Source organism: Rhodococcus sp. BH4, from assembly GCF_002079265.1.
Classification (GTDB): domain Bacteria; phylum Actinomycetota; class Actinomycetes; order Mycobacteriales; family Mycobacteriaceae; genus Rhodococcus_F; species Rhodococcus_F qingshengii.
Genome location: NZ_CP014941.1, coordinates 5,799,633 through 5,824,846, shown reverse-complemented (window position 1 = coordinate 5,824,846; position 25,214 = coordinate 5,799,633). Strand labels below are relative to the sequence as shown.

Genomic DNA, 25,214 nt, shown 5'->3' with positions numbered 1-25,214 from the left:
CAGCGTCTCCAAAGATAGGGGTTGGTTGCAGTGAGATGTGATTGTGGACCAGTCGAAACCGGGTTGCTAGGGCTTCTTGGCCGAAGTGAGACGATAGATTTGTGACTAAGTCACAATCAGGGTGACAAGTCGGGGAGGCGCCATGGACACATCGGAGTTGGACGGCTGGATTGCAAATCTCGCGCCCATCTATCTCCGCCCGGATGTGATCGACGGTTTCGTTCAACGCATCGACGACGCCATTGCGGTGGCCAATCCTGAAGTGGCGGGTGATCGGGAGCTACGACGCGATGTGGATGCGAGCACTGCGGCGCAGCTTCGCGTCATCGTGGCCGCGATCGCGGGCGGTTCCCAGGAGGTCACGCCGCCGCCGGAGTCGGTTGCGCTTGCACTCACCGTTGCCAGGCGCGGTATGGATCTTCGAGTCCTGCTCAAGATCTACGGTGCCGGACGCCTCGCGATGCTGGGCTTCGTCGACGAGTCGATAGAAGCACTCCCGATCGGTCCGGAACTCAAGCGCGCACTTCTGGTCCGAGTGTGGGGTTCGGCGATGAGATGGCTGGAAGTGACCACCGAATTGTTGGTGGCAACGTATGCGAAGGAGCGTGAGAGCTTGGCGCGCGGCGCTTTTGCGCGTCGGTCCGAGACGGTGCACGCGATTGTCGCAGGCGAAGCACTTCACTCCGATGAGGTGTCGCAGATTCTCGACTACCCGATGCGGCGCCACCACACTGCGTTTGTTCTCTGGACGGACGACACCGATCCGGCCGCCGACGTATTGGCCCGATTGGACTCGTATGCGCGTTCCTTTGTGGACGAGTCGAACGTCGAGCGCGTGCTGACGCTGCCTTCGGGGGCGCGCGAGGTGTGGTCGTGGGTCGCGCATTTCGACGACCATGAGTGGGCGGCGCTCGATCGTGCTCGGAATTCGGATCTCCGTGTCGCGGTGGGGGCCAGCGGTTACGGAATGGAAGGATTCGCGCGCAGTCACCGCGAGGCTCTCGCCGCGCAGCGCATCGCGGTCCGTTCGACGCGTTCGCCGGGGGTCACCGTCTACGAAGATGTTCAGGTTCCCTGTCTGCTCACCGAAGATCTGGACGAACTGCGTGCGTTGGTGGCCCGGGAATTGAAAGGACTCGCCGGCGCGGACGGTGTCACGACGCGTATCCGTGACACCGTTCGGGTCTATTACGAGAACAATTGCACTGCAGCCGCTACCGCCGTGGCGCTCGGTCTGCACAAGAACACCGTGCGGTATCGACTCGATCAGGCCGAAAAGCTGTTAGACCGCAGCGTGGACCAGCGTCGGCTGCCAACAGAGTTGGCGCTCATCGCGCTGGAGAGCTACGGAGCCGCCCTCCTGGCGAACCCGTGACTCGCTACTGCATGTCGTCGAGCCCGGGGAGCGAATAGCCGGAGCTGTCATCCCAATCGGCGGGGGTGTCGTCGAGTGAAACGTCCCAGTCTGCGTCGGGCACCGCTCGCCGGAGTTCGGTCAGAGCGTTGAACCAGTAGACGAGCGAAGGGATTACCTCGGTCGGGTCGCTCGAGATCTTTGTCGAACCGTTGAGCAGAGTGTTGGGGATATCCGACGGATAGAGGTCCAGGACCTCGTAGTCGAACGGAAATTCGTCGTTGTGGACGGCGATGAGTCGGTCGACTTCGGCCTTCTCGTCGTCGGTCAGCGGTGTGGTGCGGACGGCGGAGTAGTACAACGAGGTGCTCATGCTTGCCAGGCTAGAACAAGATGCCGTCCAGCGGCGGTTTCGGACGCAACACCCTCAGATTGCATGGTTTCGGCAACTTCAGGTGTGAAAGTCGTCGATATTTCGACCGGGATGGATAGAAGTCGGCAAGGAACACTGGAGAAGACGGCGAGACGGCCGTCCGAACCCAGTGAAGGAGCTCCCCGTGACCGCAGTCATCAGTGCCATTCGGGTAGGTGGTCAGCGATGAACGTTCCCATGTGGGCGTGGGCCGCGTTCGCCGCAGTCATCGTCGTCATGTTGCTCATCGACCTGCTCGCCCACCGCGGCGCGCACGTCATCGGCTTCAAGGAAGCGGCCTGGTGGAGTGCACTCTGGGTCGGTTTGTCTCTCGTATTCGCGGTGGTCGTCACCCTGACCTTGGGGGTGAACTCGGGCGTCGAATTCACCACGGCCTGGCTGTTGGAGAAGAGCCTCTCCGTCGACAACCTGTTCGTGTTCGCCCTGATCTTCGGTTACTTCAAGGTGCCCCGTGAATACCAGCACCGCGTGTTGTTCTTCGGTGTCATCGGCGCCCTGATCTTCCGCGGTATCTTCCTCGCCGCCGGCGTTGCCGTGGTCAGCAAGTTCACGGCCGTGCTGTTCGTCTTCGCCGCCATCCTGCTCTACAGCGCCTACAAGCTGCTCAAGGACGACGACGAGAACTTCGATCCGGGAACCTCGCTGGCAGTTCGCTTGCTGCGCAAGATCATGCCGGTCCGTGAGGAATACGCAGGAACCAAGTTCTTCGTCAAGGAAGCCGGAAAGCGCGTCGCAACACCACTGTTCGCCGTCGTCGTCGCCATCGAAGCTGCCGACCTCGTGTTCGCAGTCGACAGCGTCCCGGCAGTGCTGGCAGTGAGTGACGATCCATTCATCGTCTACTCCAGCAACGCGTTTGCGATCTTGGGTCTGCGTGCCCTGTACTTCCTGCTCTCGGGCCTGCTCGAGAAGTTCCACTACTTGTCCAAGGGTCTGTCGATCATCCTCGCCTTCATCGGCGTGAAGCTGATCATGCAGGCCAGCCACAAGGTGATCAGCACGTCGATCCCCGAGATTCCCTCACTGGTCAGCCTCGCGGTGATCATCGTGGTGTTGGCAGGCTCGATCATCCTGAGTCTCAAGAAGCCGCTACCGGAAGAGCCTGAGGCCGAAGAGGTTGCGACCGGTGATGCACCGATCGACCTCGAGAAGTCAGGTCCTGACGGCAGCATCGAGAAATCCGGCGTCCAGCTCGCAACCGGCGAGCGCGACGACGATGACGACAAGGTAGATGCTCGGCCCAGAGGCTGACGCCTGATCGGCTGAACGAATCGAAAAGGGAGACCACACAACGACGTGTGGTCTCCCTTTGTCAAATCATCACCAACTGCTTCCCCCGGTTGTGCCCCGAAAGCTGCCCGATCAAGGCCGCTGGGGCATTTTCGATGCCCTCGGTGACATCGTTGCGGTAGCGCAGTCCACCTTCGGTGATTCGAGCGGACGCCCACGCCCGGTACTCCGGGTACCGGTCGTAGTGGTCGTAGCAGATGAACCCTTCGATGCGTAGACGTTTGCGTAGTACAGGGCGTAGGGGAGGCCCGACTTCGCTTTCATCCTGGTTGTATTCGCTGATCATTCCGCACACGACGACCCTTCCGAAATCGGCCATGCGATCGAAAACCGCTCGCGTGATCGAGCCTCCGACGTTGTCGAAATAGACGTCGACGCCCTTCGGACACAATTCGTCCAACTGCTCGCCGATGTTCGCCGTCTTCCTATCTATGCAGGCGTCGAACCCCAATTCCTCCACAACGTATTCGGTCTTCTCACCCCCGGCGATTCCGATCACCCGGGCGCCCGCCAGCTTCGCGATTTGGCCTGCAACCATGCCGACTGCTCCGCCGGCCGCCGAAACCACGACTGTGTCTCGCTCTCGGACGTCGGCGACCAACCGCATTCCGCAGTGTGCGACAAATCCTGGCTGTCCTAGAATTCCGAGTTCATCTCCTAGGGAAGCTCGATTCTCCCTCGGTATGCGGTCCAGGGCAGCGCCTTTGATTGTGTGATAAACCTGCCAGTGCGTGCCGCCTCGAACCAAATCACCTGCCGCAAAGTCAGGATGCCGCGAAGAAATCACTTCGCCGACTGCGATGCCGTCCAAACCGGAGTGCGCAGGCACTACTCCAGCCAAGACGACGTCGCCGATACCGGCAACAGCTCCCAACGGCCCGGGGGCAGAGCTGGTGGACGGTAGGCGTCTTCGTATCGCCGGATCGATCGAAAGATAGTGGGCGCGGAACAGAACTTCGCCGTCCGCGGGCGGCCGGATCGGAACCTCGTCGATCCGAAAATCTTCTACGACAGGCAAGCCGCGGGGAGCTCGAACGACTCGCACAGCGCGGTTCACATATTCGGTCATGCGCAATTTCCAATCTGCTTCGACACCGGTTCGCATCACTTCTCGGGACGATTGCCCGGAATTGATCTCGCCGCCTTACTGATTCACGGCGAAGACGTCTGGGAATTCTGTCCTCGAGCAGCAAGGAGCGCACCTTCCCGCCCGCTCAGTGAGAATGTGGCAACCCGACGTCCGGAGCGCGACTTCATTTCCCATACAGCGGGCGGTTTGTTGGTTGCCTCGTAGTCCGACTGTGAAGCTCTGCGCAGTTCAGTTCAGCGCAGCGCTGACGCTCGTCACCAGTGGTATTCGGCTGTGGATTTTTACGAGGGCGTCAATGATCTGCCAGATCTTGTGTGAGTGATTTTGTCGAGGACGAGAGGTTGACTATGACTTCGCCGGTGGGTTCGGAGCGTGCGGTTCATGACACAACGGATTGGCTCAGAACGGGATTGGTCGATCCAACGGAGCCGGGCTTCCTGTCCGATCCGTACGCGCGGTACGCGATTGCGCGAGAAGTTGCTCCGGTACAACAGCATTCGAATGGCGTATACATGCTTTTCGCCTACGACGACGTGAAACGCGCACTGGCGGACAAGTCGCTGAGTTCGTCGGAACAGTATGCACTCGAGGCACCGCGCAATATGCGGATCAAGGCGGCCGGTGGTAGCGACGCCTACTTGTTGCGCCCATCGTTGTCGAAGCTGGATCCGCCGGACCATCTGGCATTGCGCAAGCTACTGGCGCGCCCGTTCACGCCCAGGGCAATCAAGCGTTACGACGCGCGGGCGAAGGAAATCGTCGACGAGTTGCTTGCCGATCATGGACGGGGCTCCGAGATCGAGCTGGTGACGGAAGTTGCTCATCCGCTACCGATTCGCCTTGTCTGCGAAATTTTCGGTATCCCCGTACCTGCCGACACCGATACGATGTTCGAGTGGACCCGTAAGGGACTCAACCTACTCGATCCGTTTCTGACTGCCGAGCAGACCAGCGACTACATTTCCGCTCAGCGTGATTTCTCGGCACACCTTCAGGACGTTATCGCTTGGAAGCGCAACAATCTTGGCGACGACATCCTGTCGGACTTCATCTCCGCCGGCGACGAAGGCGAGATAATCGGGCCGGATCAAGTTGCCGCAACCGTGCAGACTTTGGTCATCGCCGGACTGGACACCACAGTCAATCAGGTCGGTCTCACCATGAATGCACTTATGGGCCATCGTGATCAGTGGGAACGACTCGTCGACGACAGGGCACTGCTCGATCACGCGGTAGAAGAAGTCCTGCGCTATGAGCCGACGGCGCAGTTGATGATTCGCATTGCTCCCGAGGATTACGCGGTGGGAGATGCGGTGATTCCGGCCGGAAATCACATTGTGACGTGGCTGGCGTCGGCAAACCGCGATGAAACTCGATTCGGTCCGAACGCGGACAGATTGGACTGGTCGAGGTCAAATGTCCGGGACCACATCACGTTCGGTCACGGTGCGCACGCTTGCCTCGGTGCGTGGTTGGCCCGGCTGGAGATCAAGACCATCCTGAATGCGTTGATCGACAAAGCGCCGAAGACCGAGCTCGTCGACGGTGGAGTGACGTGGGGTGGCACGGCCTTTATCCGCGGTGTCTCCGAACTGCGATTGAACCTTTTCTGATTGCACGAATTCGTGAACAGACCACTCGGTGGGCAAGTCGGTGTCAGATGGTCGACGTCTTGTTAGTCTGGGCCGGTGCCTGATCCCGCAACTGCGTGTTACCCGGCATTGCCCGCGACAAGTTGGGCAGTGCTGGGAATGCTCACATTCGGAGAAGAACTCAGTGGCAGCGATCTGAAAAGCTGGGCCGACTGGAGCATCGGGTTCTATTACTGGAGCCCGTCGGTGAGCCAGGTCTATACCGAGCTCAAAAAGCTGGAAACGCTGGGATTCGTCAGTTCGCGGGAGGTTTCGGAATCGGGTGGGCGTCGTCGACGAGTGTTCACGATAACCGAATCCGGTATCGAGGCTCTCAGATCATGGTCACGCCGATCGGAGATCGAAACCCCCGTTCTCAAACATGGAGTGATGTTGAGACTGTGGGTCGGCCACCTCAACGACCCCGATCAGCTCAAGTCGATAGTGCTCGATCACATCGACAACCTCGAGGCAAAGAAGCTCAAGGCAATCGAACACGCCGATAACTCGGAGAATGAACCCGCCTGGGCATTTACCGAGATGAGTCTGCGATGGATAGGCCGCCATTTTCAGATGGAGATCGACCTCGCCGCTCAGTTGCTCGATGACATCGATGAGGCCGCCGCTCGATTCGCGCAAGGCGACGCCAACGCTCTCGGCTTGCCGCAGCCCGTCAATGCCGGTAGTTGGAAGTTGATCTGAGCGTGCGGAGGTACAACTCCCCAGATTCTGCCCCACGCCAATAGAATTGTGCTGTCGAGGTTTTCGTGCCCAGTCTTCGCGCCTAGTCTTCGTGCCTACTGAGCTCGCATGCTTTCGGTGGTCCGGACGCCCGCATTTCGCCACAGGGAAGCGGCTGTTTCCCGAAGAAGCCCGGTGAGAGGCGAGTTCCGCTCGTCGAGCGGCATTTGTCGGAGCGGTCCGCAGATCGACAGCGCGGAGGTCGCGACGCCGATCGGGCCGATCGGAGTGGCGATCGTGCCGAATCCGTCGATCGGCGTGTCACGGCCGTATCCCACGCCGGTTTTTCGGACCTCGTCGGCCGCCTCTCCTCGCTCGTTGTTGAAGGTGTGGAGGACCCTGCCGACGAGAGTTCCGTCTGCGCGCGTGCTGAAACCGATCCGATTCGGAATCATGCTGGCGAAACGACCTGCCATGTGGGCGCGGCACACCACATTTGAGCCGTCGAGAATCGTCATCTCGACGATCAGTCCGGTACGCCGGTGCAATTCGTACAGGTGCGGATGCGCAGCTGAGTGAAGTCTGTCCTGGTACACGGCCAACGAGCCGAGTTCCACGAGCCGCAACCCGAGCGTGTAATCGCGGCCGCTGCGGTGCAGCCACCGAAGTTGGACCAGATGGTCGAGTATGCGGTGGGCTGAAGACCTTGGAAGCCCGGTTCGTCGGACAATCTCGGCGAGGGTGAGACGATCTCGACCGCCGAACGCATCCAGTAGCAGAGAGACTCGGTCGAGGAAGGCGTTCGGCGTTGCGGGATCGACCTCGAGCTGGAGCGACATGTGTTCCCTCTGCTATCCCGTAGTCAAGTTGGACAACTGCCCTGGACAAGGCTATTTCGATTAGGAATGATGACATGTTTTTTCTGCTTTGTGAAGAAGGCCACCCTGTGGATCGGACGCCTCCGGTGCTCGTCGGCGGAAACGGACCACTGATCGGGAGAGCGGGTTCCTTGCTTGGTGGTGGGCGATCTACGTTGACGTGATCACACGCCAAGTGGACAAACGCGGATGCCGGCGCAGACGTAGCGCCACCCGCCGGGCTGAGAGACCAGGAGACGATATGACGATTCAAGCGGAAGTCACCACGATGCTTGCAACCCTCAACGCTGGATTCCCGGATGTCACCAGTGTCCCGCCGTCGGAGCTACGAACTCTGATTCGGAACCGACGTGCGCCGCTGACGGGTCTTCCCGACATGCTTTCAGTCGAGAATCACGTAATCGACGGTCCCGGTGGAGATCTGGCAATTCGCGTCTTTCGTCCGCATGGAACCTCGAACGACGTTCCTCTCGTGGTCTTCGCTCACGGGGGCGGTTTCGTGTTCTGCGATCTGGACAGTCACGACGAATTCTGTCGATCGATGGCGCAGGGAGTCGGCGCAGTAGTGGTTGCCGTCGACTATCGGTTGGCGCCGGAGCATCCGGCACCGGCAGCCCACGACGACGTCTACGCCGCGGTGGCGTGGGCCAGCGAGCATGCTGCCGAATACGGTTCCGACGCAGGTAAAATCGCACTTGTGGGCGACAGTGCGGGAGGGAACCTCGCGGCGACCGTGGCTATTGCCGCTCGGGATCGGGGTGGTCCGGAAATCGCCCTTCAGGTTCTCATCTACCCCGTGATCGACGACGACTTCGAAACCGAGTCGTATCGGCTCTACGGCACGGGTCACTACAACACCACCGCAGCGATGGAATGGTACTGGCAGCAGTACGCGCCTGAAGGTCGCGACGACGCCCGTGTGATTCCTACGCGTGCGGAGACGCTCGCCGGTCTTCCGTCTGCTGTCGTCGTGACAGCCGAACTCGATCCGCCGTGTTCGTCAGGTGACGCGTATGCGCAGATGCTCGCGACGGCTGGCGTTTCGGTGCGCCATCATCGCTTCGAAGGATTGTTCCACGGCTTCCTCACTATCCCGTCTTTGTCACTGACCGAGCCTGCGCGACAGAAGCTTTGGGCGATGACGCGCGAGGCGCTCGGTAGCGAGTAGGCAGATCACTTCACTGTCAGGAGTCTCTCGGTGAGATTGCCGAACGTGTGACAGATTCTGTCGTGGACCACGGCCTCGGGACATTCGGGGTCGAACCACCGGTCCACCACTGCCCAGTGAATCGGATGATCGAGGTACTGGGTCTGCAGTGAGCCGAGGTCGGTGAACTCCTGCTCCCAGACATGAGTCCATGGTGTGTGCCCGATCGCTGCGTCGACTCGGCTGAGACGCCAGGCGCAGATCGACGAGATATGGGTAGGCATCCTGAGCAGATCCCGTTCGAATTCCTCGAGTACGTCCTGGGGTGTGCTGGGGGATACCCGGATGAACAGCGCTCGGTACACCTGACCGGCGGCTTCGGCGCCGGAACGTCCCGTGGTCCCGGATGAGTACTCGGCACCGTGGAAGTGGTCGACGGCGGCGCAGCGCAGGCTGTCGTCGACCGCATCTCGGGCTGTCTGCCAAGCCATCTCGTCTTCGAACTGAAGATGGACGATCAGATCTCCGCCGTTGATGACGCCGGGAAGTGTCGTACAGACGAGACGACGCAGCGCGTTCGACGATTCGGCAACTGCGGCAATGTTCTTCACTGCAGCGGTCCACTCGTCGGCGCCCGCCCCGTTGGCGGCGTGCACGACTCTTGTCACGTTATACATTGCTCAGTCCTTCGATGTCCTTTGCTGCGGCGGCCATGGAGCGACTCCGTTCGATTATGAGCGGAGCCATTGCATCCCACCACTGCCTGAGGGTGGAGTCTCTGCGGCCCTGGCGCGTCATCGACCACCAGCCGGCCGTGCCGTCGACCGTCCAGGTGACGGTCAAGGTGTTCGGGTCTTGATCGCACCACAACGGAGGGCTGACGAGTACGTCGGCGAGTGTCATGCCGCGACGCTGTGCACTCGGCAAATACTGGTCGAGTAGCGCGTCGACGAACTGTCGACCGCATCCCGGTTTCGTGACTATCCGATCGATCACGTAGAGCGTTTCATCTGCCATTGGTGAAGATTACTTTCCCCTAACCCGTTGTGATGCTTTCGATCTCACACAGCGGGAGAAAGCGGATTTGGTCATGTGCCCGGCATTTCGACACCTCCCGTTAGGCGGGAATCGTTGCTGTGCAACAGAATCGGATGATGCAACATGGCGGACAACGATTGCGTGAAATGCAGTCGAACTCAGGTCGAACACATACGTCATGTGTTCGATGTCGTGAAGTGGAAGAGCCTTGGAGGAGCAGTTGAATCACTCGCTGGTAGGGAAGACCGCGCTGGTGACCGGGAGCAGTCGAGGCATCGGCAGGGCGATCGCCAGGCGACTGGCGGCAGAGGGGGCAACCGTGGTCGTCACCGCACGGTCGACTCGGCCTACCGCGGCAGTCCGTGCCGACAGTAATGTCGTCATCGGCGGTACGTTGTCCGAGACCGTCGAGATGATCGAGTCGCAACACGGTCGTGCACTTGCCATTCCGGCCGATCTCGAGGATTCCGAGGCTCGCGACGGATTGATCGAGAAGGTCGTCTCGCGGACCGGAGGTATCGACATCCTCGTGAACAATGCCGGGTTTGCCGACTACGCGCCGATCGAGAAGATGTCGCTGGCGACGTTCGATCGGACCCTCGACCACTACATTCGCGCGCCGTTCGCCCTGTCGAAGGCAGCCATCCCCTACATGCGAGAGCGCGGCGCAGGCTGGATCGTGAACATCGGTTCCTCGACGGGACTGAATCCGATCAGGCCCTTCCGCGACTACAACAAGACGTCGGGTGACGTGATTTACGCGTCGATGAAGGCAGCACTGCACAGGTTCACACAGGGCCTCGCCGCGGAGGTGCTGGACGACAATATCGCGGTCAACTCGGTGGGGCCTTCCACTGCGATCTCGACTCCCGGCGCCGACGCACTCATTCCGGATGGATACGAAACCGAGCCCGTCGAGTATCTTGCCGAGACGGTACTGGCCATGTGTTCTCTTCCCGCGGCCGAGCGGACCGGCCTTGTAGCGTTCAGTCTTCATTTTCCCTGGTATCAGGATCTGGTCGTGAAGGCGCTCGACGGGCAAGGGCTGATGCCCAGACGTGAGCCACCGACGTGGTGCAATCCCAACATTCTGCCCGAAGGAATCTGAAGTCTTTGTCGAGCAATAGTTTCGGCGACACAACCCGAGGAGTGGAGATGTCCCACGCTGAACGCCGGTTCGGTACCGGCACGGCCGTCGTGACCGGTGCGGGGGCCGGTATCGGTGCAGGGTTCGCCCGTCACCTTGCGCGGCTGGGAATGACGGTGGTCGTTGCCGACATCGACGAGGAGCGTGCGTCGCTCGTCGCCGAGGACATTCGCGCGGCCGGTGGGAGAGCTGACGTCCATGGGGTGGACGTAGCGGATGCCGATGCCGTGAAGAGGATGGCGGACAATGTGTTCGATCGTCACGGCAGCGTCGAGTTGCTGGTCAACAATGCCGGAGTGGAGACGGCCGGGTTGCTGTGGGAAGTCAGTGGTGCGCGGTGGAGACGGTTGATGGAGATCAACGTCGACGGCGTCTTCTATTGCCTTCGTGCTTTCGTGCCATTGATGTTGAAGGTGGGTAAGCCGGCGTGTGTGGCCAATCTGTCTTCTGTCGGCGGGATCAACAGCGCCGCGGTGCAAGGACCGTACATCGTCAGTAAGTTCGCGGTGCTGGCGATGACCGAGAGCTTGCACCAAGATCTGTCGTTGGTCGACTCTCCGATTCAGGTCAGTGCTGTTGTTCCACACTCGATCCGGAGTGAGATCTTTCGTGCGGCCCAGCGTGACGCGCCGACTACGAACGTCACGGCAAACGCTGTCTTCGATGCAATGCAACAGGCGAACGTCGAATCCGGACTCGACCCGCTCGATGCCGCCGAGCACATGACCGAAGCAATAGCGCGTGGGGACTTCTGGGTGTTCTCCGACGACGACGCGTGTCGGCAGTTCACCGACCGCCGAGCCGCTCAGCTTCGAGACCTGCTACCTCCCGCCGATCCTCGCACAATGCTCACACGCATGGGCATCTCGTGAATGCGGAGCTGTTCGGAGCAGGCCTGTTCACGCGCTGCCGTTGACAGACGTCGACGCACTCTTGGGGAGGCCTGACCAACCCACCAGGCCGACCAGAGCGAAAGCTACGGCGGCAGTGACGAAGGTGACGGTGAAGGCGGATTCGCTGGGCAGAGCGGATACGCCCTCTGGCAGGTTCGCGATGGTCATCGAGGCGAGAATCGTAGTCACCACTGCACTGCCCATGGCGCTGCCGGTGGAACGGGAGATCGAGTTGATGCCGTTGGCTATTCCACTCTGGTGTCGCGGAACGCTCGACATGATGATCGCGGGCATGGCCGCGTAGCCCAGGCTCACGGCGGCGCCGATCACGATGCCGGCACCGATGACCGACGCGGTGTGCGTGTGGTCGTACGCGAGCCAGGCGAACGGCACCGCACCACAGATGGCGGTGAGTCCCAGGACGAAGCGTGGCCCACGCACTCTGATGAGCCGCCCACCGATCGGTGCTGCGATCAGCGAGGCAATCGCACCCGGCAGCAGGAATTCCACCGACGCACGCAGAATGCTGGCGTCGAATCCGTATCCCGTGAGGGCGTGGGGAAGCTGCACGAGATAGGAGATGCCCAGGAAGTTGGCGAACATTCCGAAGCCCAGCATGACCCCCGCCAGATTCGCCATCATCACGGGCCGGTGGACGAACATTCGCATGTCGACCAGTGGTTCGTCGACGATCTTCTCGATCCAGACCCAGACTGCGAACATCACGATCGAGCCCAGGAAAACACCGATGGTCACGGGTGAGAACCAACCCCATTGGTGGCCTTGCGAAATCGACAACAGGAGCAGAAGGAGTGCAGCGCCCAGGCTCAGCGCGCCGATGACGTCGACGCGCCCGCCGCTCTTGTGCTTGGTTGCCGGAACCAGCGTGATGACGGCGACGAGGGCAAGCAACGCGAACCCGGTGGCCATCCAGAAGGCATTGCGGTAGTCGGCATCCGGAGCCGATGTGAGAAGTCCGGTGGCTACGAGGGCGAGCCCGCTGCCGAATGCGAGAGTTCCGCTGACCAATGCCATCGCGCCGGGAAGCTTGTGTGGGCGGACCTCTTCGCGCAGGACCGACAGAGCCAGCGGGAAGATGGCGGTGGCGGTCCCCTGGAGGACGCGTCCGAGGATGAGAAGTGGCAGATTGTGTGCCAGTGCGGCGACGATCGAACCGATGACCATGACGACCAGAACGCCGACCAGCGTGCGCTTCTTGCCGTGCTGATCGCCGTAGCGGCCCAACAGGGGAGTGAAAACGGCGGCCGACAGCAACGTCGCCGTCGTCACCCAACTGATGCCGGCCGCGGATGCGCCCAGATCGGACTGAATACGCCCCAAAATCGGGACGGGCAGTGTCTGCATCATCGAGACGATCATCGCGGCCAGGCTGAGCGCCCCGATGATGACGGCCTCGCGGCGCGGCGATGTTACGACGGATACATCCGGGGTGTCGTGGACCGTTGGCTGCGCAGCGCTGTCGGTCGTCACTGAATTCGTCAAGTGGGTCCTTCTCGGGAATTACAAGAGAAATTGCTTAATGTGCCGAAGTAATTTTCTCTGGATGGTAAGTCCGCGAGATCGATCCCGTCAATGCTGGTCAGTGAGCCCCTGGGGTCAGTTCGGTGTATTCAGGACCAACTCGGCGTGTTCCGGACTAGAAGGGGTAGACCGGGAGTGCGCTCTGCGCAGTCACCCACTGCGTTTCGGTGAAGGCGTCGAGGTTTGCGCCGATACCGCCGACGCGGCCACCGTTACCCGAAGACGCCATACCGCCGAACGGGATGACTGCTTCGTCGCCGACGGTCTGATCGTTGATGTGTACGAGGCCGGTGGGGATTTGTTGGGCGAGCTCGAGCCCGCGCATGGCGTCGGAGGTCAGAATGCCCAGTGACAGTCCGTACTCGGAATCGTTGGCTATGGCGACGGCCTGTTCGACGGTGGCGAAGGAGGTGACCGGTGCGACTGGCCCGAAGACTTCGTCGGCGAATGCCGGCGCGGTGAGTGGGGTGTCGGCCAGCACGGTGGGCCGGTAGAAGAGATCCTCGTAGGTGCCGCCGGCCGCCAGTTTTGCTCCGGCCGCGATGCTTCCGGTGACCAGGGAGTGGATGTGGTCGCGTTGTCCGGAGTCGATGATGGGTCCGAGTGCGACCTGACCGGTGAACGGGTCGCCTACCGGAAGCTTGTCGGCGTGTTCGGCAAGGAGTGCGGTGTAGTCGGCGGCGATACTTTCGTGGACGAGTTGGCGGCCGGTGGTCATGCAGATCTGCCCCTGGTGCATGAAGGATCCGAAAGCGCCTACAGATGCGGCCTTTTCGAGGTCGACGTCGTCCATGACGATCAGTGCGTTGTTTCCCCCGAGTTCGAGGTGTGCTCGTTTGAGATGGCGGCCCGCCAGTTCACCGACAGCGCGTCCTGCCCGGGTCGACCCGGTGAATGCGATGACGCGAACGCTCGGATGAACCACGATTGCCTCACCGGCGTCAGCGCCACCCGGCAGCATGCCGAACACTCCGGCAGGCAGACCGGCTTCTTCGAAGATGCGGGCAAGAACCACACCGCCACAGATCGCCGTGCGCGGATCAGGCTTGAGGATCACCGAATTGCCCAGTGCCAGTGCGGGAGCGACTGCACGGATCGACAGAATGATCGGGAAGTTGAACGGTGCGATGACGCCGACGGTGCCGACGGGGACGCGACGAGAGAAGCTCAGCCGCGGTTGCTCCGAGCGCAGCACCTCGCCGATGGGGTGTGCGGCCAAAGCTGCTGCGTTGTAGCACTCTTCGGCAGCGGTGTGGGTTTCCAGTCCGGCTTTGGCGGGAATGCTGCCGGCCTCGCGGATTACCCATTCGCCGATTTCGTCGGCGTACTGCTCGAACAGTTGACCGGCGCGGCGTAGAACGGCGGCTCGTTCGGTGTACGGCCTTGCTGCCCAATCCTTCTGAGCTGCAGCAGCTTTTGTTGCAGCGGCTGCCACGTCGTCTGGTGTTGCCATGCCGACCGTCGTCAACTGCTTGCCGGTGGCCGGCTCGACGACAATACGATCGTCGGCGCTACCGCGAACCCATTCGCCGTCGAAGATCTTCGATTCCCACACAGGTTCGCTCAGCAAACGCGTCATGGCCGCTCCTCGGTAAAGGGATGCAACCGCGCGCCGCATCACATGGTTGTGCACCACGTTGCTCCGTGAGGGGAGTCGATCACCATCGCACTTTCACTCAGTGAAAGACGGATTCATGGCGTCCTTGAGCGCTTGGATCAGATCGGCGAACTCGGTCGAGTGGGTGGCGCCGCTGCGGGTCACTCCCGAGACGGGAATTCGCAAGCGGCCGTGCGATTCTCGCATGAAGCTGATGCCGGCGCGTGGAGATTCGCCTGCGGTGATCGAATACAGCAGGGTCCAGGCGCGCGGGTTGGTGATCACGTCCAGCGTGGCTGTGTGATCGCTCGGAATTGCTGGGCCCAGTTGGACGCGTCGATCTATCTCGCGGAACGCGTCCTCGACCACCTTGTGAATGAGCACCTGGCTTTGGCGCGGCGGCAGGAGCAGGGGGTATGCGGCCAGATCATTGAGGTCGACGCTTTGCTGGCCGGCCAGGGGGTGCCGGCTCGACATGACGACCAGCAGATCTTCGACGCCGAGGTCCAAGGGTTCGAGTCCGGGGCGGTCGACGCCGCCGCGAATCAGCGCGATGTCGGCGTCACCGGAGGCCACGGCGTCCATGCGGTGGGCAAAACTCTTGATGACGAACTCGACGTCCAGGTCCGGATGAAGTTCGCGCACGTGTGCGATGGCGTCCAGCGTCTGAGCGGCGAAGCTCATGTTTCCGGTGATCCGGATCCGGGCTCGTGGGTCGCGTGCGACGGAGTAGGCCATCGTTTCGAGGCTGAGGACTTGCTGCGCGATGGGCACGAGTCGCGATCCTGCCGGGGCAAGGCGAACCGCTCGGGTCGAGCGTTCGAAGAGTGTCGCGCCAAGCTCCTTCTCCAGTCGGGCGACCTGATGGCTGATCGCCGACTGCGAGATGAAGCAGCGCTCGGCAGCGCGACTGAAGCTCAGTTCCTCGCTCACGACGAGGAAGTACTTGAGTTGGCGGAAGTCCATGAGGACAGCTTACTTATGAGCAATCGAGATAACAGTCTTGCGAATACGCCAGCTAGCTGGACCCGACCCATGATCAGTCCATACCGTAATAGTCATACTTTCAATTTGGTTGAGGAGATTTGTTGTGGATAGAACAGCTGCGGGTCGCGCTGACATCGACGCGACTGGACACGAGCAGACTCAGGTAGTCATCGTCGGTTCGGGATTCGGAGCCCTCGCCGCGGCCAAGACCCTCGCGAAGTCCAAGACGCCGTTCGTCCTCATCTCCGCCACCACCGAGCACCTCTTCCAGCCGCTGCTCTACCAGGTGGCGACGGGCGTTCTGTCGGCAGGCGAAGTTGCTCCGCCCATCCGCACGATCCTGCAGAAGTACCCCAACGCCGACGTGCGTCTCGGTCGCGTCGTCGAGGTCAACGCCGAAGAGAACACCGTCGTCTACGAGGCTTCGGGCACCCGCCACACTCTCGGATACCGCTCGCTCATCGCAGCCACCGGTGCCACCCAGGCGTACTTCGGTCATGACGAGTTCGAAAAGGTCACCTACAAGCTCAAGACCGTCGAGGATGCCGAGGTCCTGCGTAAGCAGATCCTGCGTTGCTTCGAAGAGGCTCACACCACCAACGACGCGCTGGTTCGCCGCAACCTGCTCAGCTTCGTTGTCGTCGGTGCAGGCGCGACCGGCGTCGAGCTCGCCGGACAGATCAAGGAACTGGCGCGTCGCTACTTCGCCAAGTCCATCAACAACATCAGCGCCGACGAGGTCACGGTCACCATGGTCGAGGGCGCGGGCGTTGCGCTTCCGGCCTTCGGCGGCAAGCTCAGTGAGTACACACAGGCCTCGCTCGAGAAGTCGGGTGTCGAGGTTGTTCTCAACACCATGGTCACCGCCATCGACGAGCACGGTGTCACCGTCTCTTCGGCAAAGACCAAGGAAGAGAAGCGCATCGACGCCGAGACCGTCATCTGGTCGGCCGGTGTTCGCGCCAACGACTTCGCAGCAGTGCTCGGCGAGGCGACCGGTTGTGAGAGTGACCGTGCAGGTCGTCTGCTCATCAATCCGGACTTGACCGTCGGCGGGTTCGCCAACGTCTTTGCCATCGGCGACATGACTTCGCTGAACGGTCTGCCGGGTCAGTCGCCCGTTGCAATGCAGGGTGGCCGTCATGCAGCGAAGACTGTGAACGGAAAGGTCAAGGCCGGAACGCCTTTCAAATACTTCGACAAGGGCAGCATGTCGATCATCAGCCGATTCAGCGCTGTGTGTCGCGTCCGCAAGGTCGAGTTCAAGGGCACGATCGCCTGGTTCATGTGGCTGGCCGTGCACGTGATGTATCTGGTGGGCTTCCGCAACCGGTATGTCGCTGTGATGTCGTGGTTCGGTTCGTTCATCGGTCACCGTCGTCCGCACTTCCACTACGCGCAGGAGCCGATGAAGATCGAGGCCACGCCGCCGGTGACCGAACGCGAACCGGAATTGGCGCACTCCGCGTAGCTCCGCACCGCCTGAACACGTTTCGCCTGATGTCAGTCACACTGTGTGAATGGCATCAGGCGAGCGTTCGTTGATCGGCCGGGCATTTATCGTGCTCGGTGCCTTCGACGCGAAATCGCCGCGGTTGACGCAGTCGGAGATCAGTCGTCGCAGCGGTTTGCCTCTGCCCACCGTCCATAGACTGTGTGGGCAGTTGGTGGCTGAGGGCGCACTCGAGCGTCGGAGTGACGGCAAGTACCAGGTCGGAGTCCGGTTGTGGGAGATCGGCGCTCTCGCTCCCGGCGCTCACGGCCTACGGCAGGTGGCGTTGCCGTTCCTCGAAGACCTGTACGAGGTCACCCGAGAGAACGTGCAGTTGGTCGTTCGTGAGGGCACCGAGGCTCTGTACCTCGAGCGCTTGTCCTCGCGTAGCGCCGTCACCGTGGTCGGCCGTGCCGGCGGAAGATTGCCGTTGCACGCGTCCAGCGGTGGATTGATTCTCCTTGCGCACGGCGGAACCGAGCTTCTCGACGACGTCCTTCGCGCCGGCCTCGAGTCGTTCACTCCCAAAACCATTACTTCCGAGCGGATTTTGCGAGCAACTCTCGACGAGATCAGGCGCGCCGGATTCGTGGTCTGTCGCGAGTATCTGAACGTCGGAACCCTTGCCGTCGCCGCTCCTGTCCGCGAAGCCGGGGGCAGTGTCGTGGCAGCGGTCTCGACAGTTGTTCCGGTGGAGCAGGATCCGGCTCCTTTACTGCCGGCGTTGGTCGCGGCCGCCCGTGGAATATCACGCGGGCTTGGTAGCGGTGGGTTTCGATAGCTCGTTTCGGTCTTTCACTGAGTGAAATTGCAGCTGTTCAGAGGAGTGATCGTGGTCGAGGGTGGTCTCAATCGTCACTCACCTCAGGAGCTCTCTGTATGTCTTCTTCACGCACCCAGGTCGGAATCGTCGGTGGTGGTCCCGCCGGGTTGATGCTCTCGCATCTGTTGCATCTGAAGGGAATCGATTCGGTTGTCCTGGAATGCCGCACCCGCGAAGAGGTAGAAGGCACCATTCGTGCCGGCGTGCTCGAACAGAACACGGTTGATCTCATGGTCGAGACCGGACTCGGTGATCGACTGAAGCGGGAGGGCCTCGAACATCACGGAATCGAGTTGCGATTCGGTGGACGAGGGCACCGAATCGCGTTCGACGAACTGACCGACGGGCGAGCAGTCACGGTGTATCCGCAACACGAGGTGCTCAAGGATCTGATCGCGCGGCGTCTCGCTGACGGCGGGGACATTCGATTCGGAGTGTCCGACGCGCAAGTACACGATCACGAATCGGATCGCCCGAGTATCACTTTTGTCGACTCGGACGGAAATGATCAGAAGCTCGAGTGCGCCCTGGTGGCCGGTTGCGACGGTTCACGCACCGGAACGCGAAAGCTGATTCCCGAACCGTCGATCCGAACAGATCATTTCCGCCAGTATCCCTTCGCGTGGTTCGGCATCCTGGCCGAGGCGCCGCCGTCGTCCGAAGAACTGATCTATGCCAACCATGAGCGCGGGTTTGCACTGATCAGCACACGGACGCCCGAGGTACAGCGTCATTACCTTCAGGTCGATCCGGACGACTCCGTGGACAACTGGTCCGACGATCGAATCTGGGACGAGCTGCACATGCGCGTCGACGGTGAGGGGGCGGAGATCAAGGACGGCAGGATCTTTCAGAAGTCGATCCTCCAGTTCCGCAGCTTCGTGTGTGAGCCGATGCAGCACGGCAACCTGTTTCTTGCAGGGGATGCGGCGCACACCGTGCCGCCGACCGGCGCGAAGGGAATGAATCTCGCGATCGCCGACGTCTACGCACTGGCGAAGGCAATGGACGGTTTCTTCACCTCGTCCGACCGAAAGATGCTGGACGGGTACACCGAAACGGTGTTGCCGCGTGTGTGGCGGACGCAGCACTTCTCGTGGTGGATGTCGTCGATGCTCCATCGCTTGCCAGACGACAGCGGTTTCGGGCATCGCCGACAGTTGGCCGAGTTGGACATGGTCACGCGTTCCGTGGCCGGACGAACGCTGATCGCCGAGAACTACGTCGGAACTCCCTTGCATCAGTAGGCCGATTCGCAGGTTGCACGGTGCGAAATCAGGGGGAGTGGGGTGCCAGGTGTCACCAGGACCCCGAAGTTCTTGGTATGTGTCCGCCTGGCGGGAAGCCGCCGAGCCGAAGTAGCGGGAGCTTTGTAACCTCGAACACGTCCTTGTCCAACCGAGGGTGGCTGATGCTTCGACCGCACTGCGGGGGAGTTGTCGTATGACTGAGCGTTGCAAGAAGTGACTGTTCAGGATCCACTGTCTCCCAAGCCGATCGGTGCGAACCGACTTCGAGCTCATCGAGGCACTTCAGTCGCTCCGGTCAACTGAACAGAGGGATCTTCCGATGAAGTTCAGCCTCGCCGTGGCGATGATTCCCCTCTCTCAACTCGTTGCACTTGCGAAAGTGGCCGAAGAATGCGGCTTTTCTTCGATCACGATGCCCGACTCACTGTTCTTTCCCGAGCGGGGCGCTACCGGGTATCCGTATACCGCTGACGATGTGCGGATGTGGGACGCGAAGACACCATTTGTAGACCCCATGATTGCCGCGGCCTTCATGGGACCCGGAACGTCGAAGATTTGCTTTTATCCGCAGGTGCTCGAGCTCAGCTCACGCAATCCTCTGCTGCTGGCAAGCCAGGTGGGGTCGGTCGCGAATCTGACAGGAGGCCGCTTCGGTCTCGGGGTCGGTGTGGGCTGGGCGCCAGAGGAATTCGAGTGGTGCGGCGCTTCCCCCAAGGATCGAGGCCCGCGAGTCGACGAGATGCTCGAGGTACTGCGACTGGTTCTAGGCGGCGGTATGGTCGAACATCACGGCAAGTTCTTCGACTTCGACAGGCTGCAGATGAGCCCGGCGCCGATCGATCCCGTCCCCATCTACATCGGAGGACATTCCGCGGCCGCATTGCGCCGTGCAGCGCGAGTGGGTGACGGTTGGACCTCGGCTACAGTCTCTTTCGCTGATCTGCAAGCTCTCATCGCGAGGATCGGCGTCCTGCGGGTCGAGTACGGGCGCGCCGAGTCCCCGTTCGAAATTCAGGCCGTCTGCGCCGATCGCTTCGGTCTCGACGGCTCCCTGGAACTGGCCGATAGCGGAGTGACGGAATCGATCGTCATTCCTTGGGCCATGTACGGCCTCGGGTTCGACTGCGACCTGGAAGCGAAGAAAGATGCGGTACGCAGGTTCTCCGAGGAAGTCATCTGCAAATTCTGAAATTCACGTAGCGCACCCGTGCTGCAATGACCCGTGTGCGGGGATCAATCCGTATGCGGGCGTTGCGGCTCCAACATCCGTTCGCGCAGACTGTCGTAGATAGGTGCCGACCCTGCCGACGTGGTGACGAATACCGCTGCCGCAGTGGCAGCGAGCATCGGGACCAGCGTCGACGTCACCGCGGTCATTTCGACCACGATCACGATGCCGGTGAACGGTGCGCGTACTACGGCGCCGAAGAAGGCAGCCATACCGACGGTGGCCATGGTGACCGTGAGCCCGGCGTCCACTCCGGGCACGAAGCTCGACAGTCCGGTGAAGATCGACCCCCAGACCGCGCCGAGAGCGAGTAAGGGAGCGAACAGTCCGCCGGGAGTTCCAGCGGCATACGAGAGCGGGCCGGTGAAGAACCGAACCACCAAGTACAGCAGCAGGATCGGCAGTACGAAGGTCCTTCCGCCGACGATCATCTGTGCAAGAACGTCGCCGCCCCCACTGGCCAACAGGTCGAGGAACAGCGTCAGGCCGATGACGGCGCCGATCGTTGCGCCGATGACAGTCGGCGGGATCTTGTCGAGCCGTGCCACGATGTCGAGTAGTCCCAGAATCAGGCGGTTGTACGCAATACCCAGTAGCCCCGTGAGGATTCCGAAGACGACGAACAGTGGCAAGAATGCGAGTTGCGGTGTCGGGACGGTGCCGACCTCGAAATCGGGTTGATCACCGATGACGATCCGTGCACAGCCCACCGCCACTGAAACACCGAAAAGCGTTGGCAGCACGGTGCGCAGCCGGAACGAGTGCGTCACCTCCTCGCAGACGAACAGTGCCCCCGCGATCGGCGCGTTGAATGCGACAGCGAGACCTGCTCCGGCCGCGGATGTTTGCAGCATGGCGACGTCGGGTTCGGTGAGGCGGGCTCGCCGTCCCGCTTCTGCTCCGATCGCCGCACCCATGTGTACGGTGGGGCCTTCACGGCCGAGAACCAGACCGGAGCCGATCGCCAAGAGGCCGCCGATGAATCTGGCGGGCACGAGATTGATTCCCGGCGGTTTCGCTTCACCGCGGGACACCGCCTCGACGTGCTGGATGCCGCTTCCCTTTGCGAGGGGCACTCGTCTGACGATCAGTACGGCAAGTACGGTGCACAGGGCCACCAGGAGGACCGGCACGAGCCACCCGACGTACGGAACGTGATGCGCCCAGTTCACGATCGCCTGACGAAGTTCGTCGGCCCTGATCAGACACCAACGGAACGCGCCGCCGACAAATCCGACCCCGACGCCGGCGACCGCAGCGAGTAGACACAGCAAACCCAGTCCGCGGTTGGAGTCACGCGGTTCGGTGCCGCCATCGTCCTCGGTCATCGTGATCAGCCCTACCTGATGGTCACAACTCGCGACAGGTGAATTGAGCTTCCTCATCTTGGACGGTAACCCATCCCGCTACCCGCAGGGTCGGATCGAGGTTGTGCAGCCTGGTCACCATTCGACAAGCAGGCTGATTCCGAGAACCGCCATCATCACGGCGATCAGAGCATCGAGAACCCGCCAGGCGTTGGGTTTCGCAAAAAGCGGCGTCAGCAGACGTGCGCCGTAACCGAGGGCGCCGAACCAGACCACACTTGCCGTGATGGCACCGGCGGCAAACCACCAACGTCCGATCTCGCCGCGACCGTTGGCGATAGAACCCATGAGCACCACGGTGTCGAGGTACACGTGTGGATTGAGCCAGGTGAGAGCCAATGCCATCGTGACGGCGGCAAGCCTCGACCCGTTGCCATGTCGATCCGGTGCCAACGTCTGGGGGTGAAGTGCCCGCTTGGCGGCGAAGAGCGAATAGCTGAGGAGGAAAACGGCGCCGGCGATACGAACGAACGTGATCATCGACGGTGCGTGTTCGAGGAGGGTCCCGATTCCGCTGACGCCCGCGAGGATCAGAATTGCGTCTGACAACGCGCACACTGCGACGATCGGGAGTACGTGCGATCGCGTCAGGCCTTGACGAAGAACAAACGCATTCTGGGCGCCGATTGCGACGATCAAAGACAGTCCGACCCCGAAACCGACGAGGGCCGACGCAGGGTCGTTGGTGCTGAGCATGTTGTCGAGCCTGCCGCGCAGATATCATTCAGTCCAGCTAATGATTCTAAGGACACATCAGAGTAGCTTCAGATTATGTTGGATTTCGAGCAACTGAGGGCATTGCACGCCGCGGTCGACGAGGGAACCTTCGAGGCGGCGGCGCGGAAACTACACATCACGCCTTCGGCGGTCAGCCAACGAATCAAAGGTCTCGAGACCTCGGTTGGCCGGATCCTGGTGCAGCGCACCAAACCCGTCCAGGTCACCGATTCAGGGAGAGAAGTCCTGCGTCTTGCACGTCAGATAGACGCTTTGTCGCGTGACACCGTGCGAGAGCTCGGCCTTGAAAATGGTTCAGGGATGTTTGCGCGTGTCTCGATCGCGGTCAATGCCGATTCGCTGTCCACCTGGGTTCTCGGGGCCCTCGCGGAGTTCACGCAAGAAGTCAGTTTCGATTTTCATCTCGACGATCAAGACCACACCACCGAACTGCTGCGCGACGGTTCGGTCATGGCTGCCGTCACGTCTGTTGCGTCACCGATTCAAGGGTGTACCTCCAGTCGGTTGGGCATCATGCGGTATCGGCCGATGGCGAGTGCAGAGTTCTGCCGTCGTTGGTTCGCAGACGGTGTCACGGCCGAATCCCTTTCGGAGGCGCCGCTGGTGGTGTTCAATCGCAAGGATCTGCTGCAGGATCGGTACCTCGATCAAAAGGTCGGCCACCCCGCCGATCCGCCCCGTCATCTTGTTCCTTCATCGGCAGACTTCGCGGACGCCGTCAGGCGGGGATACGGCTGGGGATTGATACCGGACCTGCAGCGCGGCGACGACGATCGTTCCGGCGTGCTGATCGGATTCGATCCGGACTTCGTGGACGACGTTCCGCTGTACTGGCAGCAGTGGAAACTGTCGTCACCTGTCTTGCGCCGGATCTCCGAGGTGGTGACCAGACGCGCCCACGAGGTGTTGCATCAGCCGTCTAGCTGATGTGCACCGCACGTGCGGTGTTGTGCTCGGGCGGTGTTGTGCTCAGGGAACAAAGAACCTGGACAAGTTGATCCCCTGGGACCGTTTCTTCGGCCGCAGGACGCCGATAGTGTTTTGAGTCACACACGAATGAAAGGTGCTGACTCTCGTGGCGAACATCGGATATCTGGCTTGGGATCTTGCAGAGAAGTACGGGCAGAAGCCGTGCTTGCGGGACGACCACGTCGAACTCACGTATGAAGAGTTCGCAGATCGCACGGAAGCTGTTGCCGCGCAATTGGCTGGACTCGGAATCGGCCTCGGTGACGTGGTGGCGATCATGCTGCCCAATCGCGTCGAGTTGCTGATCGCGATCATGGCTGCCTGGCGCATCGGTGCTGCCGCTACACCCATCAATCCGATGTTCACCGCGAACGAAGCGGACTACCAGATCGCGGACTCCGGGGCCGAGTTGGTCATCACCGCCACTGCCGACGCACCCTCGGGCGGCCGCGCAGTGTTGGCCGTCGAGGATCTGGCGACAGTGCCGCCGACCGATCCCCGACCCGGAATCGATGTTGCAGCAGACGATCTGGCGTTGCTCATCTACACCAGCGGCTCCACCGGACGGCCCAAGGGAGTGATGCTGACTCATGCCAACCTGCAGTTCATGGCTTCGTCGATGGGCAAGAACATCGGTGTTACCGGCGCGGATCACTGCCTGCTGATTCTGCCGCTGTTCCATGTCAACGCGATCTGCGTCAGCGTCTTGACGCCCTTACTTGTCGGCGGACAGGTGAGTGTCACCGGGAAGTTCTCGGTTTCGAGATTCTTCGACGACGTCGCGCGGCTTCGCCCCACGTATTTCTCGGCGGTGCCGGCAATCTACGCGATGCTGACCTCACAGCCGGAAGACCCTTCGATCGACACGTCGTCCTTGAGGTTTGCCGTGTGCGGTGCGGCGCCGATCAGCAAGGAACTCCTCGAACGCGCTGAGCAGCGTTTCGGTTTCGTGATCGTGGAAGGTTACGGACTCACCGAGGGGACCTGTGCGTCGGCCTGCAATCCTGTGGACGGCGTGCGCAAACTCGGTACGGTCGGCCCGGCGTTGCCCGGCCAGCAGATTTCCATTCTTGCCGAGGACGGAACCTTTGCGCCCGCCGGGACTGCCGGAGAGGTGGTCATCAAGGGTGGCAACGTGATGCGTGGCTATCTGGGTAAGCCGGAGGAAACTGCGAAGACCGTCAAGGATGGTTGGTTGCATACCGGTGACGTCGGAGTCCTCGACGAGGACGGCTACCTGACCCTGGTCGATCGCATCAAGGACATGATCATCCGTGGGGGAGAGAACATCTACCCCAAGGAGATCGAAAACTCGCTCGCTACACACCCTTCCGTGCTCGAGGCAGCCGTCATCGGCGCTCCGCACCAGGTCTACGGAGAGGTGCCAGTTGCCTATGTTGTCGCCTACCCCGATGCGCCCGTCACCGAAGACGAACTGCTCGAACATGTCACGGCCTTGCTCACCCGAGTAAAGGTGCCAGTGGCGATCTACGTCGTCGATGCGCTTCCCCGAAACCCGGTGGGCAAGATCGACAAACCTGGAATGAGACGAGCTCTGAGCGCAACTCCCGCTCACTAGTCACTTCCCCGTAATACCAGCACAGCTCGACGACGTCCGTCGAGTCGATCCGTCATGCCC

Annotated in this window: 23 protein-coding genes; 13 read left to right on the top strand and 10 right to left on the bottom strand. The window is 61.3% G+C overall.

What is annotated here, in order from left to right; all coding sequences use genetic code 11:
- The first annotated feature begins 142 nt into the window (after window positions 1-142).
- Window positions 143-1,375 carry a PucR family transcriptional regulator gene (locus tag A0W34_RS27055; protein ID WP_081558567.1) on the top strand — a complete coding sequence of 411 codons (1,233 nt, stop codon included), beginning with the start codon at window positions 143-145 and terminating at the stop codon, window positions 1,373-1,375.
- Between the two features lie 4 nt (window positions 1,376-1,379).
- Here A0W34_RS27055 and A0W34_RS27050 read toward each other — a convergent pair whose 3' ends face one another.
- Window positions 1,380-1,727, bottom strand: a complete 348-nt coding sequence (locus A0W34_RS27050) for a hypothetical protein (RefSeq protein ID WP_003943172.1) — start codon at window positions 1,725-1,727, stop codon at window positions 1,380-1,382.
- 225 nt (window positions 1,728-1,952) lie between these two features.
- Here A0W34_RS27050 and A0W34_RS27045 point away from each other — a divergent pair, with 225 nt between their 5' ends.
- A complete protein-coding gene (locus A0W34_RS27045; RefSeq protein WP_064075031.1) occupies window positions 1,953-3,038 on the top strand; it encodes a TerC family protein in 1,086 nt (361 codons plus the stop codon).
- Between the two features lie 61 nt (window positions 3,039-3,099).
- On the opposite strand, the gene A0W34_RS27040 is transcribed toward A0W34_RS27045, so the two are convergent.
- Window positions 3,100-4,146, bottom strand: a complete 1,047-nt coding sequence (locus A0W34_RS27040; protein WP_081558880.1) for an NADP-dependent oxidoreductase — start codon at window positions 4,144-4,146, stop codon at window positions 3,100-3,102.
- A 368-nt stretch (window positions 4,147-4,514) separates the two neighbouring features.
- Between A0W34_RS27040 and A0W34_RS27035 the strand changes: the two genes are divergently transcribed.
- Entirely contained in the window at window positions 4,515-5,780 is a 1,266-nt protein-coding gene (locus tag A0W34_RS27035; RefSeq protein WP_007730518.1) for a cytochrome P450, read from the top strand.
- A gap of 138 nt (window positions 5,781-5,918) precedes the next feature.
- Complete coding sequence (locus A0W34_RS27030) at window positions 5,919-6,500, top strand: PadR family transcriptional regulator (protein WP_050656919.1); 582 nt, start codon at window positions 5,919-5,921, stop codon at window positions 6,498-6,500.
- Window positions 6,501-6,595: 95 nt separating this feature from the next.
- On the opposite strand, the gene A0W34_RS27025 is transcribed toward A0W34_RS27030, so the two are convergent.
- Window positions 6,596-7,318 (bottom strand): IclR family transcriptional regulator, encoded by a 723-nt coding sequence (locus A0W34_RS27025; protein ID WP_007730520.1) that lies wholly within the window; start codon window positions 7,316-7,318, stop codon window positions 6,596-6,598.
- Between the two features lie 280 nt (window positions 7,319-7,598).
- Here A0W34_RS27025 and A0W34_RS27020 point away from each other — a divergent pair, with 280 nt between their 5' ends.
- Window positions 7,599-8,525: an alpha/beta hydrolase gene (locus tag A0W34_RS27020; RefSeq protein ID WP_007730522.1), complete on the top strand. Its 927-nt coding sequence runs from the start codon at window positions 7,599-7,601 to the stop codon at window positions 8,523-8,525.
- Window positions 8,526-8,530: 5 nt separating this feature from the next.
- Here A0W34_RS27020 and A0W34_RS27015 read toward each other — a convergent pair whose 3' ends face one another.
- Entirely contained in the window at window positions 8,531-9,181 is a 651-nt protein-coding gene (locus A0W34_RS27015; protein WP_030536113.1) for a Dabb family protein, read from the bottom strand.
- Window positions 9,174-9,521: a hypothetical protein gene (locus A0W34_RS27010; RefSeq protein ID WP_007730530.1), complete on the bottom strand. Its 348-nt coding sequence runs from the start codon at window positions 9,519-9,521 to the stop codon at window positions 9,174-9,176. The genes A0W34_RS27015 and A0W34_RS27010 overlap by 8 nt, the downstream gene beginning before the upstream one ends.
- 241 nt (window positions 9,522-9,762) lie before the next feature.
- Here A0W34_RS27010 and A0W34_RS27005 point away from each other — a divergent pair, with 241 nt between their 5' ends.
- Window positions 9,763-10,650 carry an SDR family NAD(P)-dependent oxidoreductase gene (locus A0W34_RS27005; protein WP_042921616.1) on the top strand — a complete coding sequence of 296 codons (888 nt, stop codon included), beginning with the start codon at window positions 9,763-9,765 and terminating at the stop codon, window positions 10,648-10,650.
- Window positions 10,651-10,697: 47 nt separating this feature from the next.
- A complete protein-coding gene (locus tag A0W34_RS27000; protein ID WP_007730535.1) occupies window positions 10,698-11,561 on the top strand; it encodes an SDR family NAD(P)-dependent oxidoreductase in 864 nt (287 codons plus the stop codon).
- A 27-nt stretch (window positions 11,562-11,588) separates the two neighbouring features.
- Here A0W34_RS27000 and A0W34_RS26995 read toward each other — a convergent pair whose 3' ends face one another.
- From A0W34_RS26995 to A0W34_RS26985, 3 genes are all read right to left on the bottom strand, one after another.
- Window positions 11,589-13,085 (bottom strand): MFS transporter, encoded by a 1,497-nt coding sequence (locus A0W34_RS26995; RefSeq protein WP_202426560.1) that lies wholly within the window; start codon window positions 13,083-13,085, stop codon window positions 11,589-11,591.
- Window positions 13,086-13,239: 154 nt separating this feature from the next.
- Entirely contained in the window at window positions 13,240-14,703 is a 1,464-nt protein-coding gene (locus A0W34_RS26990) for an aldehyde dehydrogenase family protein (protein WP_064687873.1), read from the bottom strand.
- A gap of 93 nt (window positions 14,704-14,796) precedes the next feature.
- On the bottom strand, window positions 14,797-15,687 hold the full coding sequence (locus tag A0W34_RS26985; protein WP_003943104.1) for a LysR family transcriptional regulator: 891 nt from the start codon (window positions 15,685-15,687) through the stop codon (window positions 14,797-14,799).
- 124 nt (window positions 15,688-15,811) lie between these two features.
- On the opposite strand from A0W34_RS26985, the gene A0W34_RS26980 reads away from it, so the two are divergent.
- From A0W34_RS26980 to A0W34_RS26965, 4 genes are all read left to right on the top strand, one after another.
- Window positions 15,812-17,179 (top strand): NAD(P)/FAD-dependent oxidoreductase, encoded by a 1,368-nt coding sequence (locus A0W34_RS26980; RefSeq protein WP_003942969.1) that lies wholly within the window; start codon window positions 15,812-15,814, stop codon window positions 17,177-17,179.
- 49 nt (window positions 17,180-17,228) lie between these two features.
- Window positions 17,229-17,981 carry an IclR family transcriptional regulator gene (locus tag A0W34_RS26975; RefSeq protein ID WP_003943227.1) on the top strand — a complete coding sequence of 251 codons (753 nt, stop codon included), beginning with the start codon at window positions 17,229-17,231 and terminating at the stop codon, window positions 17,979-17,981.
- 98 nt (window positions 17,982-18,079) lie between these two features.
- Complete coding sequence (locus tag A0W34_RS26970; RefSeq protein ID WP_007730544.1) at window positions 18,080-19,270, top strand: 4-hydroxybenzoate 3-monooxygenase; 1,191 nt, start codon at window positions 18,080-18,082, stop codon at window positions 19,268-19,270.
- 322 nt (window positions 19,271-19,592) lie between these two features.
- Window positions 19,593-20,462: a TIGR03619 family F420-dependent LLM class oxidoreductase gene (locus tag A0W34_RS26965; RefSeq protein WP_081558879.1), complete on the top strand. Its 870-nt coding sequence runs from the start codon at window positions 19,593-19,595 to the stop codon at window positions 20,460-20,462.
- Window positions 20,463-20,506: 44 nt separating this feature from the next.
- On the opposite strand, the gene A0W34_RS26960 is transcribed toward A0W34_RS26965, so the two are convergent.
- Both A0W34_RS26960 and A0W34_RS26955 read right to left on the bottom strand, forming a co-directional pair.
- Complete coding sequence (locus tag A0W34_RS26960; RefSeq protein ID WP_081558878.1) at window positions 20,507-21,829, bottom strand: ClC family H(+)/Cl(-) exchange transporter; 1,323 nt, start codon at window positions 21,827-21,829, stop codon at window positions 20,507-20,509.
- Window positions 21,830-21,943: 114 nt separating this feature from the next.
- A complete protein-coding gene (locus A0W34_RS26955) occupies window positions 21,944-22,564 on the bottom strand; it encodes a LysE/ArgO family amino acid transporter (RefSeq protein ID WP_081558566.1) in 621 nt (206 codons plus the stop codon).
- Between the two features lie 75 nt (window positions 22,565-22,639).
- Between A0W34_RS26955 and A0W34_RS26950 the strand changes: the two genes are divergently transcribed.
- Both A0W34_RS26950 and A0W34_RS26945 read left to right on the top strand, forming a co-directional pair.
- On the top strand, window positions 22,640-23,533 hold the full coding sequence (locus A0W34_RS26950; protein WP_007730552.1) for a LysR family transcriptional regulator ArgP: 894 nt from the start codon (window positions 22,640-22,642) through the stop codon (window positions 23,531-23,533).
- A 148-nt stretch (window positions 23,534-23,681) separates the two neighbouring features.
- Window positions 23,682-25,154, top strand: a complete 1,473-nt coding sequence (locus A0W34_RS26945; protein WP_054826947.1) for a class I adenylate-forming enzyme family protein — start codon at window positions 23,682-23,684, stop codon at window positions 25,152-25,154.
- Window positions 25,155-25,214: the final 60 nt, after the last annotated feature.